Here is a 20,185-nt window from a genome sequence, read left to right on the forward strand (position 1 = left end):
TGAATGTTTACAGAAGTATTCCAGTTGTTTGGTACAATTGGAATTAAAGCAGATGAAGCTTATAAGGATTTAGCAAAGTTTGAGGAAAGTTTACAAAAGGCTTCTAAGAACATACAAGAAAAATTTCAAAAACCAGCAGAAGTACTTAATCAAATAAATGGCCAAATTCAAAAATTTGGTAACGGAGCGACCAATGTTTTTGGGAAGATTGGTAACAAAGCGGATCAGGCATATAAAGGTGTAGAAAAGTTTGAAGAGAGAGTGCAAAAAGCCTCTAATACAATGCAAGAAAAAATCCAAAAATCAGCAGATTCTCTTGGGAATATTAGTAAGCAAATGCAAACATTTGGTGACACTATTTCAAATAAAGTTACAAAACCTATAGAACAAGTCAATAGCAAAGCTTTACAATTTGCTACCGATGTGGAAGGTTCTCAAAAAAAACTACAGGATATGCTTGGGTTAACTGAAAAAGATGCAAAGAGTTTGGCTGGAACTATTCAACCTATCGCTCAACAAGTCGTGAAGATTTCCAATATAGTAATACCATCGTTGAAGCAAACGGTTGAGTTAATCAAATCTGTTTCTAGTCTTATATCTAAGGCGAGTGAAATCATTGGTGGCCTTGTAAATATAGTTAAAACATTAATGCAAATACCGGGTGCAATTACGGCGATTATTAAAGATGCCTTAAAACTAATTAAAGTTTTTAGTGAGTTCGCACAGATATTGACTGGTCTTGGAAAATCAATGTTTTCATTAGTATTAAGTCCATGGGGCATTGCAATACTTTTAATGGTTGGTTTAGTATATGTGCTGTATAAAAATTGGGATTCAATTGTGAAATATACAAAGCAGGCAGTGCAATGGATCAGTGATATTTGTTCTAAAGCCTGGGATGCTATCGTTAAAGTTGCGAAGTCAGTATGGGATAGCTTGTCAAAGTTTTTCTCAAGTTTTTGGGAAGGAACAAAAAAAGTATTCCAATCTGCGGTATCGTTTATAGATAAAATACTTAGCGGGGCATGGAAAATAATTACTACTGTAATTACAATGTATATCAACATATGGAAAAAGACATTTGAAATTGGTTGGAATTTAATAAAAACGATATTTAATACAGTGCTAAACGTAATAAAAAGTGTTGTTAAGTTTGCTTTAGAATTTATTAAAAGCTATATTTCTACTGCTATTAAAACATGGCAAAATATTTTTAAAACTGGCTGGGATATTATAAAAACAGTTTTTACGACGGTGCTAAACTTTTTGAAAACATTTATAAGTGGTGCATTTCAAGCAATTCGCAGCATAATTACGACTGTGATGACTGGGATAAAAACCGTCATTTCTACAGTGTGGAATGGAATAAAGGCAATTTTTACGACTGTATTAAACTTCTTAAAATCAGTTGTAAGTAGTGTGTTTCAAGCAATTCATAGCATAATTACAACTGTAATGAATGGAATAAAGACGGTTATTTCTACGATTTGGAATGTAATTAAAACAGTTTTTATAACTGTATTAGAGACTATAAAGAATTTTGTGGTTACAGCATTTCATTTTATAAAAAACACAATTACGACTGTAATGGATATCGTAAAGTCTATTATTGTAACCGCATGGAATTTTATTAAAGAAACAATAATAGTTGCTGTTCGGACATTTGTTAACTTTGTGGTGGATAACTTTAATAAGATAAAAAACACAATATTTAGTGTTGTTGGTGCTATTAGAGATTTCATAGTAAGTAACTTTGCAGCAATTAAAAAAGCTATCGTCGGAGCGTTTGACGGCATTGTTGATACAGTAAAGGATGTATTCGGTAAAGTTGGTTCTATAGTGAAAGGGATAGCAAACGACGCTGTAAGCTGGGGGAAAGATATTATTGCTGGTATTGGTAAAGGTATGACATCTATGGCTGGCTGGGTTGTTGATAAAGCTAAAGGCGTTGTAGACGGAATACCAAAAGCAGTTAAAAGTTTCTTTGGTATAAAATCTCCTTCTCGTCTAATGATGGAGTACGGCGGATATATTACAGAAGGTCTTGGTGTAGGGATGGAAAAAATGATCCCGGCTGTGGACAAGGCTTCTGGATTGTTAAATAAAGCGGTTGTTCCACCGAAACCGATGCAACTAGTAACGGATGTATCTACCCGAATTGGACAAATGGGGGCACATTCTGCTGATATGATTGGAAAATCTGCACATCCATTTGCTGGACACTCTTCTGTTGAAAAGAAAACAGATAAAGGTGTTACAATTCAAAATGCTACATTCAAAGTTGCTGTTGAAAAATTGCAAACTGCAGAGGATTTTGTGAAAATGAGAAAATTACTACAAAACGTAGTTGCTGACGATCTAATGGGAATGGCGGTGCGTAATGTATGAGTATATTAAAAACATTGCATAGAAGAGCTGGTTCATATCATCTCTTATGGGATGTTACAGAATTAAAAAGTACAATTAAATATACTATTAATTTTTCATGGCCTGGGACATATAATTTTTCTTTTATGTCCCAAGTTCCTATTGGTTCTGATGGTATGTTACCAGATAAATACTTTATTGTTCGAGTAAATGGTATTGAAAAATTTAGAGCAAGAGGTGCTTATGCCTGGGAAGCAAGAGAAATTTTTGTTGGTGCAGGGCCACAAACAATTGAATTTACAACAATCGGTTACGGTTCTTCTGACGTAGCCTATTTGCGCGATGTTTATTATCATGCATATGGACCGATACCTACAATTGCAATGATTGAACAAACGAAAATGCCTAAATCCTTAAACGGATTAAAAAATTACAATGTTATGCATGGATATCCTCGTTACCAAAGTACTGGTAATAAAGGATGTGAAGTAGAATTTACTGCTTTATTCAATGATATCAGTCATTGGCGTGAGTTCATGAGTGAAATATATCGCCCTCATATTATTACAGGTGATTACGGTACCTATGGTGGTATAATACCGCCTAATGAAGTTGATGCAATACGTAAAGGAACACTAGTAATAGCAAAGTGTAAATTAATATCTATGTCACAAGCAGGTATTGGAGTTGATGGAATGTGAGAGAAGGATCTATTTCTTTAATCAGAATGTTGGGGAGCTATTTCCAAGTGGGGAATAATGCTCCTAATTTAATTGTTTATATGAAAAAAAGAGAATCTTCTTCTTATGTACAAATACAACATCGTGTAGTAAGCCTGGAAGTGCAAGAGAACGCAGATCAGTTCGCAAGTACATTTTCTATTACCTTTGCTAATGAATATGGGCAAATGGCACCTGATAACTGGTATGGTAAGTTTTCTTCCATTCAAGAATGGTTTTACAACAGTGAAGTAACAAACACAAACCAACTATATCCGCAGACTGAATTTAAGGTTTCTATCGGTTATGGTGAAGAAGCTTTACCGTATATACATGGTTTTGTATCTGACGTAAAGGTGAATGCCGAAAGCGGCACAATATCAGTTACCTGCACAACATCTTATAAAAAGGTTCTACAAAAATCAGTAATTCCAACGCCGGGATCAGATGAAATTGTTGCACCGACTGGAAATGTGTATGATGTAGTGAAATTCTTCCTTGAAAAAGCAGGAGTTACATTACACGGTAGTAGGGTAAATATTCCCGGTACAAATCAAAGCTGGATTGTTGAAGGGGCAACTGGAAAGAGGTTTCAAAAGTGGGATGAAATTGTAAGGGATATTATAGATACAACATTCCACTACATTAAACATGAACCAGATGGAAGTTGTACATTTATGAAAATGCCAGACTATGCAATTAATGAGCCTGCAAAGTTTAGTTTTAGAGAAGGCGAAAACCTTATCTCTTTAGATATGCAATTAACAGATCAGGACATTAGTAACAGTATTGTTATTAAATGTGGAGATTATGCTAATGGTTTTATTAATTCATTCTTACTTAAAAATGTCTCTTTAGGGGATTTGCGAGAGGAAATGATAGAAGTACCTTGGGCAACAACATTCTTTGCAAGAAGGGCAGTTGCTGCAGCTTATCATTTAAAAGCGATTCAAAAGTTCAGAACATTAACAGTTGCTGTGATAGGGGATCCGCGAATTCAATTGTTTGATGTGGTTTCCGTCTATAATAGGGATTCTGGGCAACAATGGAACTACTTTGTTAAAGGAATTAACACAATGATTTCTGCTGATGATGGATTCTATCAAACTTTAGATTTATCTGTTAACTATGGGTATGAACCTACCCCATATACAGATATAGCAGGAATCACAGTAAATGTTGATACATTAAGATTAAAGCTTTGGGATTGGGATGTAGAGGATGGAGATTTATTAAATATTTATTGTAACAATAAATTAGTCGAAGAAAATTATTTTATTCGGAACAATCCTACATACGTTGATATTTCGCTTGAATATGGAGTAAATATCATTGTATTTGAAGCGGTTCGAAATCCTAAAGGGATTCTTACAGGCCGTTTGCAAGTACTAGATACCAAGAATAATATCTTGTTCGATTATGGTTCCTTACCAGATTTATCATTTCCTCGAGTAAATCAAGATAAAGATCACTATTATACCCAAAGGCCAGCAAAAACTTGGTCTGTTACAAGGGTAAATTAGGGGTGATTCTATGATAATGCAAAAGAACTTATATGATCCTATTATGTATTTAATGAAAGGATTAATTGATAGAGAATTTTACAGCGGTGGAAAACCGATGCCTGGTAACGATCCAAATGATGTTTTTAAAGAGGCTATGACCGAAGGGTATACACTGGTTCGTGATGGTGCTCGTTTATCGGCAGTTGATGGAGATAAATATCTGCACTACGATTTGGTTTTTAATGGACAAGCACTACTTGAAAAGGTCATTATATCCCATAAAATAACAGGTAAAAAGATGGAGATTCAACTAATTTATAACGCAAATAAACAATTGGATCGAGTACAACCAAGGCTTATTAATAAAGGTAACGGTATGTTATCAGATTTACCAATTCCCGATGTGTCGTAATGATGTATGGGGATTTTTTAATACAATAAAAAGGGTGATTACCTTTGTTTGAAACAACTTATATAGCTGGTGGCCGATTAGATGCGCCATTTTATCCAACGAAAACTTTTCCGTATATGAAAGGTTTTATAATGGATTCTAAAGCATGGACAGAAGATAAGATGGAATACGTATTACCAATTGACATGGAGTTTTATGCCATTAGCGTGAGTAGTTCTATGTATGAAATCGATGATAAATGGTCGCTTATTGTAAATGACGGTATTGTTTGTGAGGATATTTATACAAAAAAAATACCAGAAGGTATAAGTCTTATGTCCTATATGCAATTAAAGGCCGGAGATAAAATTATTTTTAAATTTCATAACCAAGGAATTAATAATAAGCAAGTATGGATTGCTTTACAGTTTTTGAAGTAATGGGAGGGAGATTATGAGTTTTGCTGTAAATTATATGGCGGGTGGCCGATTAGATGCTCCATACTTTCCAACCAAAACGCTTCCTTTTATAAAAGGAAGAAGAATAGGTGTTTATGAAAATATTCATCATAATGAATTTATAGCACCAGTTGATATGGAAATGATTGCATTTTCTATTGGCGCATCAAAATATAACGATAATGATTATTGGAATTTATATATTAATAATGAAAAAATAGCAGATGAAATTTATATGAAAGATGTTCCCGAAGGATTCAATTTTTCTGTTGTTAAACAAATTCCTGCGAAAGCGATTATCCGTTTTGAATATATAAATAAATCTTTAGAGAAAAAAGCTATTTGGCTTAATTATCAATTTTTAAAAGATTAGGAGTGAAGTAAAGTGGCGTTTATTGAAAAGGTATTTCAAGAAGGAAGTTTCTTAGATGATCTTATAAATGTAGCAACTAGTAACGGATGGACAAAGGTTAAAAGGTTTCAAAAAGCAGGTTATCCATTAGAAATTTTAAGGAATTCTGGTATAAATGAAACATTATACCGTTTTGGAATTGCGGAACATACGATTATTAAAAATGCAGAAGGGGCTATGTATGGATTAGTCCAAATCGCATCTTGGGATATTGCTAAAAAGGATCTTTCGTATAAATTTAATACGGAGGAGGATAAAGCGGAGTTTATTAAGGATGCAAAATTAAGATATAGTAAAAATCTTGATCGTTCCTGTTTTTATGTTTATATGATTGAAAAAGATCCTGAATTTAAAGATGGGACAGCGATAGCAGTAGCTTATGATTCTTTCACAAAAATTTTAATAGATGTAGAAGTGAGTAAAACGGATATTCTTATGAAGAATGGCTATCCAAGTATAGATTATACCAGTGCTAATACGGATGTTATGATGTCACCGTTTGTAAAAATTACATTACGTAACCCGAATTTAGAAGGGGTTGATGTAAAAACAAATTGGTGGCCTGATTCATTAGTTAGAGTGACTGGCCAAGTAGATAAGGATCGTGTAGTTTTATTAATTCAAGCAGATAATACACCTGCATTTGAAAATAATGTAGTTCCGGTTACACCTTTATACATGGGCAAAATTGAAAGCTATGCGAAAGATGATCAAATTGGTGACGCACTTTGGGCTGGGACAGCATTTGATACAGGTACAGAAAATAGCTCACATGCATTTGATTTTAATGATAAGAAACCATATAGAAATGTGAATGATAGTTTGCCAATTTTAAAAACGTATCCTAAATCACCGGGTAATGGTATTGATAACGTTATTATTAAGCGTTCGCGATTAGGGGCTAGATATCAAGCGCATTATATTGCTTGGAATGTTGCTCCGAATGAGATGCCGCCTGATAGAAAAGGAGTAAATGGTGGTCAATATCCACTAGCTTGGCAGTCTCATGATAATGATGAATACAAGTATCAATTTAATCCTTCGGTATATAGTGGTCGAGTTCATACATCTCGTGCTTATATTGTTCATCCAGATGAAGGTGTGCGAGGTTTCTTACCTCATATGGTTTTACTATCTCCTTTAGGATTATTGAATGGGGATAAATTAAAAGTGCGAAAAAATACTTGTCCAGATACATTTGATATTTATCGTTTTTATAATGTTGATGCGATTTCGCCAATTACAAAAAGACCAGCGACACCATATCGTCCAGCTGGATTAGGAATTTATGAGAAGTCAATGTAAAGGGGAGAGAAAAACATGTGGTTTGATAAAGTAGCTTATTTACAAACATTACCGGTTGAATTAGAGAAAATGATTACAGAGCGAGGATGGAGTCGAAAGTTATACTTTAAAATTAGAAGTGGTATTAATAAATTTATTGATGTTCGATTATTTGAATCGTTAGGTAGCGATGGAGAATGGCGCAGATTTGGAGTGGCAAATGCTTATGATACGAGCGATTCTGATTTTACAGATGGTAGATTTATTCCTGTGGATTCTCCATTAGGAAAGCTAGGCATGGGAGATGGAGTGAAAAAGGAATTTCAAATTCCGACATTTCCTGTAGTTGAAAGTTCTTTATTAGTGTATGTAAATAGCATTTTACTAGAAAAGGATAAATATAAAGTTGATGCTAAAGCGGGGAAAGTTATTTTTAATCAAGCGATTGCAAAAGGAGATAAAATCACCTGTGAGTATCGATTAACAAATGATGCATACGAACCAAATAATGATATGATTTTCTTTACGTTTAACCAATATTTTATTGAGAAGGAAGTAAAGTTATCAGATGCTGAAAGTGATTTAGGAAACGGTACCGGTTCAAAAAAATCATTTAATTTGCCATTTTCAAATTTTGATGAAAGTCGTTTTATGGTTTATAGAAATAATCAGATGGTCGATCCGGGGGAATATACAATTTCAGATACAGCAATTGAATTTCAAACTGCCCCAAAAAGTTCTGAGAACATTAAATTTTCTGGAGTGTATTTTTTAGCACCAAAGGCAGACGGGACGTTAGATACTTTAGTAGCAAAGACATCATTTGACGTGCAAAAAATGGAAAGTATTATGGCTGAAGTATATTCTACAGTTAATTTTGTAAACCCTTCGCCTTATACACCAATTAGTTTTACACCAGATGCTCGTTTTACAAAAGATTGGAAACGTGATTCTGTCGTTTATATGTATGGAAATGGAAACAAAGACCGTATTGTTATGTTTATGCGTGTAGATCCAACTCCAAGTCCTGTTCGAGCATTATTTGTACCATTATATATTGGAAGAATGTACACATTTGATAATGCACCGCGTAAAAACACTGTAATTATTGGTGGTTGTCGTAACGGAGATCAATATAATTATGCGCCTAATAAAAAAATTGGAAATGCAAATTTAGACTACGGAGAAAATACAGGTAATGGAAATGATTCTGTATTATTAGCTCAATCATACACAGGTGCAATGTATCAAAAACATTATTTATCATTTATTACGCACGATATGGATATTGATAGTGGACAAGGTCGATTTAATCCATCTGTCTATAGTGGGAAATATCATCTGTCACAGATTTATATCGTTCATCCTAATGATGGATATGTTGGGAAATTAGATGATGTTTATGCTGTTCACCCAAAAAATATTCAACAGGCCGATGAATTGGAAATTGAAAAGGAAGTTATAAGTGAATCTTTAGGAAAAGGAAATGGAATGAGAAAAGTTTTCCATTTAGAGCATAAACCGAAAGCAGGAACACTTAAGTTGTTAAATGCATGTACTCTAGTTCCTGATACTGACTTTATTTTAAATGAAGATGATAAAACAGTGACGTTTAAAGAAATCCCAATTAACGGGGTAGAGATTACAGCAAGTTATGAATTTGCACAATTATATCGTTATACGTTGCCGACTACCGCAGTCTCTCCAATGACACAAGCGAAAGCAACGCCATTTAATCCGATTGGTCTAGCTATTTATAAAGAAGATATTTAATCATTAATCATATAAGGGGGAATGCAGAGAGTGAGTGAGAAAATTTATTCTATTGCTTTCCCTTCTTTATGTACGAAAAAGAAGAGTCATGTTGTTTCGATTCCTTTGGGATCAACAATGAAGAAAACATATAGTCTCTCGCTTTCTGTTTTAAATCCTTTTGTAAAAAATGCGAATAATTTTCCAGTCAGTTTGCCACCATATTCAAGATTCAAAGCTGTTAAGGAAGAAGATGCTGGGGTATTTGCAACCAAAATAGTAAAGGGAAAAGGTATATTAACAGACCTTGTTGTAGAGGCAATAAGGCAAGTTGAGGTGACTGCTAATATTGCTAAAGTGGATATTGCAAACCTAATGCGGAGTATCAACATGGAACTGTTAAGCATACAGGATTCTAAACCGCTTAAAGAAATTCTTGCAGATGTTCATTACTATCAGAAAGCAATGCAACATGACCGAACTTTTGATATGGAACATATGGAAGGGAACAATGGAAGCAGATTAGATACAAAGTATGCAGATGTAACAGAAATGTCTAGTACAGATCGTAAGATATATAAAGCAGGTAATATGCTCCCAATTGAGCAAGAGAGAGTAAAACAGAAATTACGAGAATTTGCAACCAATGTAGATGAAATACCGCGATGGGTACAGGTTGCACGTATTTTATATGGCGAAGGATTTTATGAAACAATATTGACTGAAAGAAGAGAAAAAGAAATATGTAGTACTGTAGTTAGAAATGTGGATTATGTAGAGATTAGCCAAAAAGAATTACCTGTACAAGAGATAAGTGATTTTGAGCTTTATAATAACTTGCCAAGAGAAGTAACTACTTCTTATGAAGAATTTGATTTATTTACTGATACAGGAATTCCGGTTTATATGCCAGATTATGATTTGTTTGCTCGTAAACAAAGAGAAATACAGACTCGTAATATAAATTACAATACAGCGAATAGAAATGCCATTCAGCGGAATGGTGAAATGAATTATTTTGAATTTGTAAATAGAAAAGCACTGAAGATAGATGGAAGATTTATTAATATAGAAGATTTAGAGCGTAAAAAGTTAGAACTTCAAACTAATGAATATGATGTGTCATATGCGGACCGCATAATACAAGACATATATACATATGGTGGCCATGTATATAATAACGCTCAAAAACTATTAATAGAATATGATTCATCTCGCATAGAAATGAATGACATGAATCATATAACGCATGAATATGAAAGTAAATTCATAAATGAATATGAGTTATTGGAAAGACAGTACCATTCTAATGAGGTAAATTTAGTAGAAACATTGATGGTATCAAGTCAGAATCATTTGTACATGGATTATAATCTTCCAGAAATGATACAGAGTAATGTGCTCACAAAAGAAGTAGAAGTAAAATTAGCTGAAGACGAACAAGTTAATAAGAAAACGAAACATGTATGGACTGAATATATACACCATGAGGAAATGGACCTAATACATAAACAATTATTTGGGACTATTCAAGATAACTATGAATTTGCTAGTAGACAAATCAAAAAATTGACTGGATTTTATGAGGAATTTGATCTTTTTAATAGTTTAGGAATCCCAGTTTATATGCCAGACTATGATTTATTTGCTCGTGTACAGAGAGAACTACAAGCGAAACAAATAACAGTTAATTCAGCTAAAAGAGACATACGTTCAGTATATGGTAATGTTCGTGATACGGATTTAGCAGATAGAATCATGCAAGAGAAAGAGGGAGTCTTTTTCGATGTAGCTGCTATTGATAGAAAAGTATTACAAATGGAAGTGAATGTACCTTCTTATGAACTTTCTAATCGAGTTATAGGTGAGCAAGAAGATATGGGGATATATGGATATGAACATTTCAATCGAGTAAATGGACAGTATCATACTGCTCAAGCAGATATATCGTCCATGAATCGGATTCTAGGTGAAATAGAAACTCCATTTACAAATGCGTATGAATTAGCAAAGCGCGACCTTCATGAGTTGTTAGTGGAGGATGATAGAGTAGCGAATTCTGTATTGTATGATCGATTGTTTATAAGTGAAGAAAGTAATGAACCAATAACAAGTGAAAGAGTTAAAGTCGATAATGAATCAGAATGTATTAGCCCTGTAGAGTTTACAAAGCAAGAACAATTGATAGCACATAATGAAGAAGGATATGACCTTGTTAGTAGACACGTAAAAGAACAGGATTCTCGTTACGAAGAATTTGATCTTTTTGATTTAATAGGAACTCCAGTTTACTTACCGGAGTATGATTTATTCGCAAGGATTCAAAGGGAATTACTAACGAATATAGAGACAGCTGAAATAGCTAATAGAGAAAATAATATAGAAGCAGAAATTAATACGGTTGATTCGATTGGTAATCTAGAGAAAGAAGTAGCAACTAATATAATTGATAGTAATGATATAGGACATATTGAGAAAGAGTTACAAACTAGTATTGAACAATATGAAACCGCAACGAATGATAGAAATTGGTATGCAGAAAGTATTATATTTGATCCGATGGCAAAGCAAGTGCCAGAAATAGATACGCATATAATGGCTACTGATCAACTCGAGAGAATAATAAAAGAACGTAATACAAATGTAATCAAGGATGAAGAGTTTGAACGACTTACGAAACAACTCATAATGAAAATTAAGCATTTTGATGATATGCGACAAATTAATAATGAGTACGAGTCAAATATTTTTGAAGCAGACGAATGGCAAAGAAAAGCAGATAATAAAGCATCAATACATGAATATGATGTAAGTGAGTCTGAAAGAGAACTAGCTAGTGAAGAAATCCGTACAACTTTAACGAATAAGTACAATACTTTTAATACTACTATTGGTGAGATAGAACAATCCAGCCGAACAGTAGACAGCGAAAGTATACTTGTTGAGAGTGATACTTTTGTATTAGAAAAAGAAAAAGAAATAGAAGCATTGTATGAAGAGTTTGATCTATTCGAAGGATTAGGGATTACAGTTTATTTACCAGATTATGATTTGTTTGCAAGAATCCAAAGAGAATTACAAACAAATATAGATACGTATGAAATAATGAATAAAGAAAATGAAACAAGAGCAGAAATTAGTTCATTCTATCAGTTTGGTAATGTCTTGCAAGAAGTTGATGCGACTGTTGCAACGATAGATAATGTAAAAGTCGTAAAAGAATTAGCTGCAAAAATAATTGATAAAGAGAATTTTAAGATCATTGACAGAGAGTTACAGATTAGTATTGAACAATATGAAACTGCAATGAATGATCGAAACTGGTATGTAAAGAATATTACATCTGCCCCAATGGAAAAGCTTATGAAAGAGGCAGAGGCAAATATAGTAGTCACGGATCAATTTCATAAAGATGTAAGAGAATTTAATACAAATGTAGTGAAGAATGAAGAAGTAGAACGTACAGTACGAAATATAATGATGAATATTTTAGAATTGAAGGATATGCATCGGAAGCCAATTGAAGAGGCTTTAAATATACATGAGCTATATGAATGGGAAAGAAAATCAACTCATAAAGCATCCATAAATACATACGGTATGTTTGAAAATGTAAGAGAATTATCTAGTATAGAGATCCAATCAACCCCAGTGAATAGAAGAAATCTCGTTCATACGAATATAGATGAAATAGAACAATTTAATCGCATTTTAGACAACGAAAGTATACTTGCTGAAAACGATACGTTTAAATTAGAAAATATCTATCAGGCAGAAGAACCGGTTGAATTTGAGGAAAGCGATATATTAATCGAAGAAGAACCAAAAATATGGTTAAAACATAGCCGGGAATCTTGGTGGAATAATTGGAATTGGAAGAAAACGAGATAATAAAGTAGAGTGCTAGATTAGTTTTTATTTAAGTATATGATATCGAATATTTGTATTTTATGGCATTATGTAATTTTTAAAATTGAACTGCTAGAGCTGTTGTAAAAGTAAAAGCTTAAGCAGTTCAATTGTATTTTAAATGTCTTTTAGTAAGTAAATTAGTTCCTTTCTGTTATGCATGAAATATTTAAATTTATTGATCCATCAAGCTGTTAATACAAATAGTTAGGGCATAGTAATTGCTACTGATGGAGCAATTGAAATTATTTTAAGATAAAAATGGAGAGGTGATATGATGGTGAGAGTATTAACTCAGCCCGAACCAGGGTGGCAGCGTATTGATGATAGCGATAGGAATATTATCTTTGAAGGAGAAAATTGGTTTAGTGGATACTCTAAATACTCTGATAATTATTTGAAAACATTCCACTATAAAAGTTCTAGTCAACCATCAAACTCAGTACAGATTAAATTTTCTTTCGTAGGTACTAAACTTCGGCTTATTGGACTTGTTAATAATGGTGGTTATGATAGATATGCAACAATCGTTATTGATGGCAATACAGAGAGATTAGATTATGATGCATGGGAGGGAACAAGGCAAGCTGTTATATATGAGAAAACAAATCTTAATAAAGGGCCGCATACAGTAACGATTCTAGGTACATACTTAAATCTTGATGCAATTGATATCGATTCTGATGGTTATGTATTTACACCCAAAAAAGTAGGGGAGATATTAGATAAACCTGATCCTGGTTGGAATCGTTTTGATGATGCTAATCCATTAATTAAGTATGGTGATGGTGCTTGGAATAGATTCACTGATGATAGATACTATAGTAGTACCGCGGTATTCTCTACTCAAAATGCAGTTGTAGAATTTTTGTTTAAGGGTACAGGTGTCAGACTTGTTTCTAAAAGTGTTAATTTAGGTTATGGTCCTGTAGATGTAACAATCGACGGTGTCAAAGAATCTTACAATCCAGTACTAGGTTCCGATAACTTGAAAGTTCTACTTTACAATAAAGAAGGTCTAAAAAATGAAGTTCATTCAGTTAAACTTGAGGGTCCTGAAGGAATTATAATGGATGCTATTGACGTTCTTGATGGAGAATTAGTGAAAACTGCTAAAGTAGGTGACGTTCTGCTTCAACCTGAAACTGGTTGGAAACGAATTGATGATACTGATGTAAATATTAAGTATAGAGGAGTTTGGAAGAACGATGTTGTTAACTCAAGTCTTTATAACTCTACATGTCATTATAAAGCTCCTGAAGTAGATAATAACCCAGCATCGATACGTTTCGACTTTGAAGGTACAAAATTAAGAATTATAGCCTTGACAGTTAATCCTTACGACTCTGATGCAAAAATACTGATTGATGGCAGAGAAGAAGTAATAAACTTCTCGTCAACTGATACTATATATCAACGTTTAGTTTATGAAAAACTGAATCTACCTCAAGGAGTTCATAAGGTCGAAATAAAAGGACTGTATATAAACTTAGATGCTATTGATATAGATGAAACTGGTTCGATGATTAAACCGCCTGTTGAAGTTGGGGACGTTCTATTACAACCTGAAGTTGGTTGGAAACGAATTGAAGATTCTAATTCAAACTTTAAATATACAGGAGACGGATGGGCAACTAATTCAGCTGCCAAATGGTCTGGAGGATCTACTCACTATTGCCCCAACTCAGATAAACTTGCTACTGTTGAGTTTGTATTCAATGGCACTAAGTTACGAATAATAGGATTACTTTCTGCTGGGTATAGGGAAGGTCAAATTTGGATTGACGAACAACCGGTTGAGACTATAAACTTCGAGCAACAAAATGCTCAATATCAGTCCTTAGTTTATGAGAAACTAGGTTTAGCAAACGGTGAGCATAAAGTTAAACTATCCGGTCTTAATATAAACTTCGATGCTATTGATATTGATAGTGACGGAAGTATTGAAAAACCACCTGCTAAAGTAGGTGACCAATTAATTCAACCAGAACCGGGTTGGAAACGAATTGATAATATAGATACAAATATTCAGTATCTAGGTAGCAATTGGACAAGTGATTCAGATTCTACCAGACAGTACTACAATAACACTTGCCATAACAACTTGAACACCGATAAATCAGCTCAAATTAAATTTAATTTTAAAGGTACTAAGCTGAGATTGATGTGTTCTGTTTATGAGAATCATAGTAACAAAGTTGCAATAAGTATAGATGGTCAAGTTCAGTACTATTCAGAGTCAAGGGTTGTAGATAGAGCTTATGGAAATGTTTTATGCTACGAGAAATTAGGATTAACTGATGCCGTTCACGAAGTTACTATTAAGTGTGAAAACCCTGGTGCACTCTCACTTGACGCTATAGACATCGACGACAATGGTTCAATGAGTAAACCTCCTATTAAAGTAGGAGACCAATTATTACAACCGGAGGCGGGTTGGAAGCGTATTGACGATACCGATTCTAGTTTTAAATATGTAGGTGATTGGTGGAAGTCGGGTAATACTACTACTGAATGGTTTAACAATACATTCCACTATGTTGACGGAGCTTCAGGGGAAGTACAATTCCAATTTTCAGGCACTAAACTTAGAATTATTGGTTGTATACACGAGTCCCAGTATCGAAGTAACGATATTAAGATTATAATCGATGGTCAAGAGGAATTTTACAGTGAGCAAGCTACTAAAGTTGGATATCAAACATTGGTTTATGAGAAATTAGGTTTGGCAGAAGGTGTTCACGATGTGGTTATTAAATCCGGAACTAATTCGCCTTTCCCGTTAACTTTTGATGCTATTGATATTGATAGTGACGGAAGTATTGAAAAACCACCTGTTAAAGTAGGGGACCAATTACTCCAACCAGAATCTGGATGGAAGCGTATGGATGACGCAGATTCAAATATTCAATATGATGGAAAATGGAATTTCATAACTACTCAGAAAGGTGCATACAATGAAACTATTCATTATTATTCTGCACCATCGGGGAGTACAGAAGAAGCGTCTGCTACCTTTAAATTTAAAGGTACTAAGTTAAGACTTGTAGCATTAAGCAATTACTTCCAGAAAAAAGCTATTTTAAAGATCGACGGAATATCTTACGACTTAACTAAGGTTGAAGGAAGATCACCAATTAACGGAGTTCAGCAAACTTTAATGTTCGAAGCAACTGAACTTGAAGATAAAGAGCATTTAGTTGAGTTATCTGGTATAGACATAACGCTGGATGCAATCGATATTGACAAAACGGGGTCTTTAGTAAAACCAAACCCACCTGCTAAAGTAGGAGACATTTTATTACAACCTGAACCAGGATGGACTCGTGTAGATGATACAAATCCGCTAATTCATTACAGAGGCGATTACTGGACTTTAGCTAAGGATGGAGGGTATGAAGGCGGATACAATAAAACAGCAACTTATAGAGTTCCTGACTACTCGAACAGGACATTAGGGACAGTAGAGTTCTCTTTCAAAGGTACAGGCCTTCGTGTCATTTCAGCAACCTACTCCACGAGTTCTTGGGAGGATGTTTCCATTACAATTGATGGTGTGACTGAGAAATATAAGGTTAACACTACAACTGACCCAGCCAAGAATCATTATCAGGTTATACTATACGAGAAACACTTACCCGACGGCGTTCATAAAGTAAAACTTTCAGGTACTCAATGTACATTCGATGCTTTTGATATAAAAGGAGGAGAATTAGTAGGAACTCCTACAAACCTTCGTGATGTATTATTTGAGCCTGAACCAGGTTGGCAACGAATTGACGATACGGATAGTAATATTCAATATACTGGTGTATGGGCAACAAGCGATGCTGATGGTAGATGCTACAAGAACACTATTCATTATAAACATGCAACTTCAAACACACCAGCTGATGCTAACCCGGTTTCGATAAAGTTTAACTTTACAGGAACAAAACTTAGAATTATCGGAATTGGAGTATACGGGTATGACCCTGACGCTAAGATTTTAATCGATGGAGTAGAAGAAACTATCAACTTCTTTAGACCTTCAGGCTTAGCTGCTGTCTACAAGTCGTTAATATACGAGAAGTTAGGTTTATCAAATAAATTGCATACTGTTGAAATAAAAGGTAAATATATAAATCTTGATGCTATCGACATTGATGAATCTGGTTCAATTGGAGGTAAGTCATCAGTTAAGATCGGGGATCAACTTTTACAACCTGAAGTTGGTTGGAAACGAGTTGATGATACTGACTCGTTACTTAAATACCAAGGTACTTGGGAAAAAGGTTCACATTCTTCTTGGTATAATGGTACTTGCCATTATGTAGCAGATAAGGACTCTACCGGTGCAGTTGAATTCGATTTTTATGGAACTCAGCTTAGAATTATTACTTGCTTCGATGTTGCATCATATCGTACAGATGACATATCAATTACAATTGATGGCGTGACAGAAAAGTATAGCGAGATAGCATCTGCTAAGGTATATCAAGGTCTTGCATATGAGAAGTTAGGCTTAACTAAAGGGAAGCATAGAGTTAAAATTCAGTGTGGAACTAAAGGCACTTATCGACTTAATATTGATGCAATTGACATTGATGCAGATGGTTATATTGAAAAACCACCTATAACAGTTGGAGATTTCTTAGCTACACCAGAAGACGGTTGGAAACGTTTCACGAAGGAGAATATGTATTTCGATTATACCGGTGGCATGGATTACCAAAATCAAACACCACCAATCAAGTACTCGTTCGATAAAATTCAGTTTAGATTCTTCGGTACAAAGTTTAGATTAATTTATTCGTCTAACTTAGGCTCAAATGAAGACCAACTTGGTCACGTATTAATTGATGGAGTAAAGTATCCTGTTAATATGTTCCCTGTATCCGGACCAGCTAAAATTGCTTGTGAAGTACTTAATCTAGATGAAGGATATCACGTGGTAACAGTCAACGGTGGAACTCATGAAGGTTGGGACCCTCAATTTATTGGTGTTGATATCGACGCTACTGGACACATTGATAGACTACCTGTAAGTATTGGTGATGTTTCTACTTATCCAAACTATGGATGGCAACGTTATGATGACAACGCCACATACATTCAATATGATGCTAACTGGAGTAAAAACGTAGCCTATAATGGTGCTTATGGCGGAAAAAGTACTTGTGCTAAAAAGGGTAAAAATGCAAGTATGGTATTCAAATTTAAAGGTACTAAGTTACGACTCATTGTTGGTTGTGCTACTAATCAATATTATTCAGATAGAATCAGATTAAAAATTGATGACTTACCGGAAGAGTATTTTGACGCTATTGCACCACAAGATACAAACCAAGTCTTGAAATATGAGAAACTCGGTTTAGAAGATATTGAGCACGATGTAACGGTAACAGTTATCACAACTCAACCCGGTGCTTTAGAATATGACTTCCGAATGGATGCTATTGATATTGATGACACTGGTACTCTTGTTTCACGACCTGGTGTAGGTACTGTTCTTACAGAGCCTGAAAAAGGTTGGAAACGGATTGATGATACCGATCCATTAATTCGTTATATCGGTAACTGGAAACTAACCACGGGTAATGATAAGCACTATAACAAGACAACTCATTACAATCTCGACAAGAAACTTGACACGAGTTTCGAATTTGAGTTCGTAGGTACTAAACTTAGACTCCTAGCTTATGGCGACAGTGGTTACGATGCAACTTCTAAAATACTTATTGATGGTAAAGAAGAAACTATGGTTTACAATAGTCCTTCAGGTAACCAAGTCATACGTTACGAGAAAATAGGTTTAGACCGTGGCAAGCATACTGTAAAAGTGATTGGTAAAGCTATGTCGTTAGATTCCATTGACATTGACGCTGACGGATACTTACTTGCTAGATTAGGTGACCAGTTAGTTGAGCCGGAACCTGGTTGGGTACGTTTCGATGATACTCATAAGAATATTGAATACAACGGTTTCTGGAAAACAACTGAAGGTGATGTTAGTTGCTACAATAATACTCATCATTGGAAGAGTAAGGAAGACAATAATGATAGCACCATATCAGCTAGATTTTTATTCAAGGGTACTAAGTTTCGATTAATTAGTATGACAAGTCCATCTTATCCGGAAGACATTGAATTGAAAATTGATGGCCAAAAGGAAATCCTTAAACTTTCAGGAGAAGATATGCAATATCAAACACTTGCATATGAAAAGAAAAACCTTGAAGATATGATTCACGTTATTGAGTTGTCAGGGAAATACATCAGTATCGATGCTATTGACTTAGAAGAAGGTGCAACACTATTAAAACTACCTGATGAGAAATTAAAACCATATCAAATAAGAAGTGGTTTAATCTTTAAGGATGATTTTGATACGTTCGATTCCAGATGGATTGCATCTCCTGTCGGTAGCTATTCTTTAATTGATCGAAAAGGATATTTTAGAATGCTACACAATGTTTCGCGTGACACATTATTACTTGCAGATCTTCCAAATGAGAAAGAATTTGCATTTGAAGTATCTGCTGATTATACGCCAACCCATGAAGATGACAAAGGCGGTATTATCGTTTGGAAAAACGGTGAGGAGAATATCGAGTTCTTAGAAACAGAAGATGGTACTCGAGAAACAACTGAATTGAAGTGGATGGCGTGCAAAGATAATGAAGATTGGACGTTTTTTTCTGATTATGGCGAAGGTTTTAATTTTTATGACTCAGATAGAATGAACTGTAGTAAGTTTGGTGTTGTATTAAAAAAAGGATCGAATTCAAAATTTGTGAATCTTGATATTGATTCCATTATTGCTACAAGAGGAAGAAAGTTAACCATTGCTAATATAGCGCCGAATATAAGTGTGCAGATGGAAGATAAATTTGGGGGAATTATTTTCAATGGAAATACAGGGTATAACACTGGTATTCAAATTACTCTCCCGTCACTAGAATTTACAGGTAAGGTTATTTTGACAAATGTAGAAGGTAAAGAATTAGGTGTTATTAAGACTACATTTTATGGTGGAGATGTATATGGATTCGGATCTAATTTAGAAATTAAATTTTCAGGTGAGGAGCTTTCAACATTAGCACAAACTCGATTGCCAGATATGATATCAGGGAAATCAGAAATTATGCTAGAACTTGTGAATCCTTCAGTTGCACGAGCAAATAATGTGAATTTAAGTATTGCTCAATATGAAGATAAATTTGGATGGTCATGGGCGGATCTTGCGTTAGACAGTAATGGTAGACCAGGTCAATATCAAGATAGTATCAATATTCCTTATGTAAATCCAGAAAAAACAATAAAGTTTTGGTTAAAAGTAACAAAGGGAACAGATTATGTTGGCCTTGCTCCATTACAATTTCAAATACATCTTGAACATGAGTAGT

At 34.3% G+C, this 20,185-nt stretch carries 10 protein-coding genes; all 10 read left to right on the forward strand.

From position 1 onward, the window contains the following. The first annotated feature begins 3 nt into the window (after positions 1-3). The 10 genes from N2V79_RS28125 to N2V79_RS28170 all read left to right on the forward strand — a co-directional run bounded on the left by N2V79_RS28125 (position 4) and on the right by N2V79_RS28170 (position 20,184). On the forward strand, positions 4-2,388 hold the full coding sequence (locus N2V79_RS28125; RefSeq protein WP_340720454.1) for a phage tail protein: 2,385 nt from the start codon (positions 4-6) through the stop codon (positions 2,386-2,388). Then, positions 2,385-3,068 (forward strand): hypothetical protein, encoded by a 684-nt coding sequence (locus N2V79_RS28130; RefSeq protein WP_000025596.1) that lies wholly within the window; start codon positions 2,385-2,387, stop codon positions 3,066-3,068. Before N2V79_RS28125 ends, N2V79_RS28130 begins: the two co-directional genes overlap by 4 nt. After that, entirely contained in the window at positions 3,065-4,609 is a 1,545-nt protein-coding gene (locus N2V79_RS28135; protein WP_001206668.1) for a hypothetical protein, read from the forward strand. Before N2V79_RS28130 ends, N2V79_RS28135 begins: the two co-directional genes overlap by 4 nt. 10 nt (positions 4,610-4,619) lie before the next feature. Then, positions 4,620-5,003, forward strand: a complete 384-nt coding sequence (locus N2V79_RS28140; RefSeq protein WP_069603979.1) for a hypothetical protein — start codon at positions 4,620-4,622, stop codon at positions 5,001-5,003. A gap of 44 nt (positions 5,004-5,047) precedes the next feature. After that, complete coding sequence (locus N2V79_RS28145) at positions 5,048-5,422, forward strand: hypothetical protein (protein WP_000464270.1); 375 nt, start codon at positions 5,048-5,050, stop codon at positions 5,420-5,422. A 13-nt stretch (positions 5,423-5,435) separates the two neighbouring features. Then, entirely contained in the window at positions 5,436-5,813 is a 378-nt protein-coding gene (locus N2V79_RS28150) for a Low copy number virion structural protein (RefSeq protein ID WP_109736976.1), read from the forward strand. A gap of 12 nt (positions 5,814-5,825) precedes the next feature. Further along, positions 5,826-7,157: a hypothetical protein gene (locus N2V79_RS28155; RefSeq protein ID WP_109736975.1), complete on the forward strand. Its 1,332-nt coding sequence runs from the start codon at positions 5,826-5,828 to the stop codon at positions 7,155-7,157. Positions 7,158-7,172: 15 nt separating this feature from the next. Next, the gene (locus N2V79_RS28160) at positions 7,173-8,909 is read left to right on the forward strand and encodes a hypothetical protein (protein ID WP_109736974.1); all 1,737 of its coding nucleotides are present in this window, start codon (positions 7,173-7,175) and stop codon (positions 8,907-8,909) included. A gap of 30 nt (positions 8,910-8,939) precedes the next feature. Next, complete coding sequence (locus N2V79_RS28165; protein WP_340720455.1) at positions 8,940-12,779, forward strand: hypothetical protein; 3,840 nt, start codon at positions 8,940-8,942, stop codon at positions 12,777-12,779. A 292-nt stretch (positions 12,780-13,071) separates the two neighbouring features. Then, entirely contained in the window at positions 13,072-20,184 is a 7,113-nt protein-coding gene (locus N2V79_RS28170) for a hypothetical protein (RefSeq protein ID WP_340720456.1), read from the forward strand. Position 20,185 lies beyond the last annotated feature (1 nt).

Origin of the sequence: Bacillus sp. CH_70 (genome assembly GCF_038007045.1) — a bacterium.
GTDB lineage: Bacteria > Bacillota > Bacilli > Bacillales > Bacillaceae_G > Bacillus_A > Bacillus_A cereus.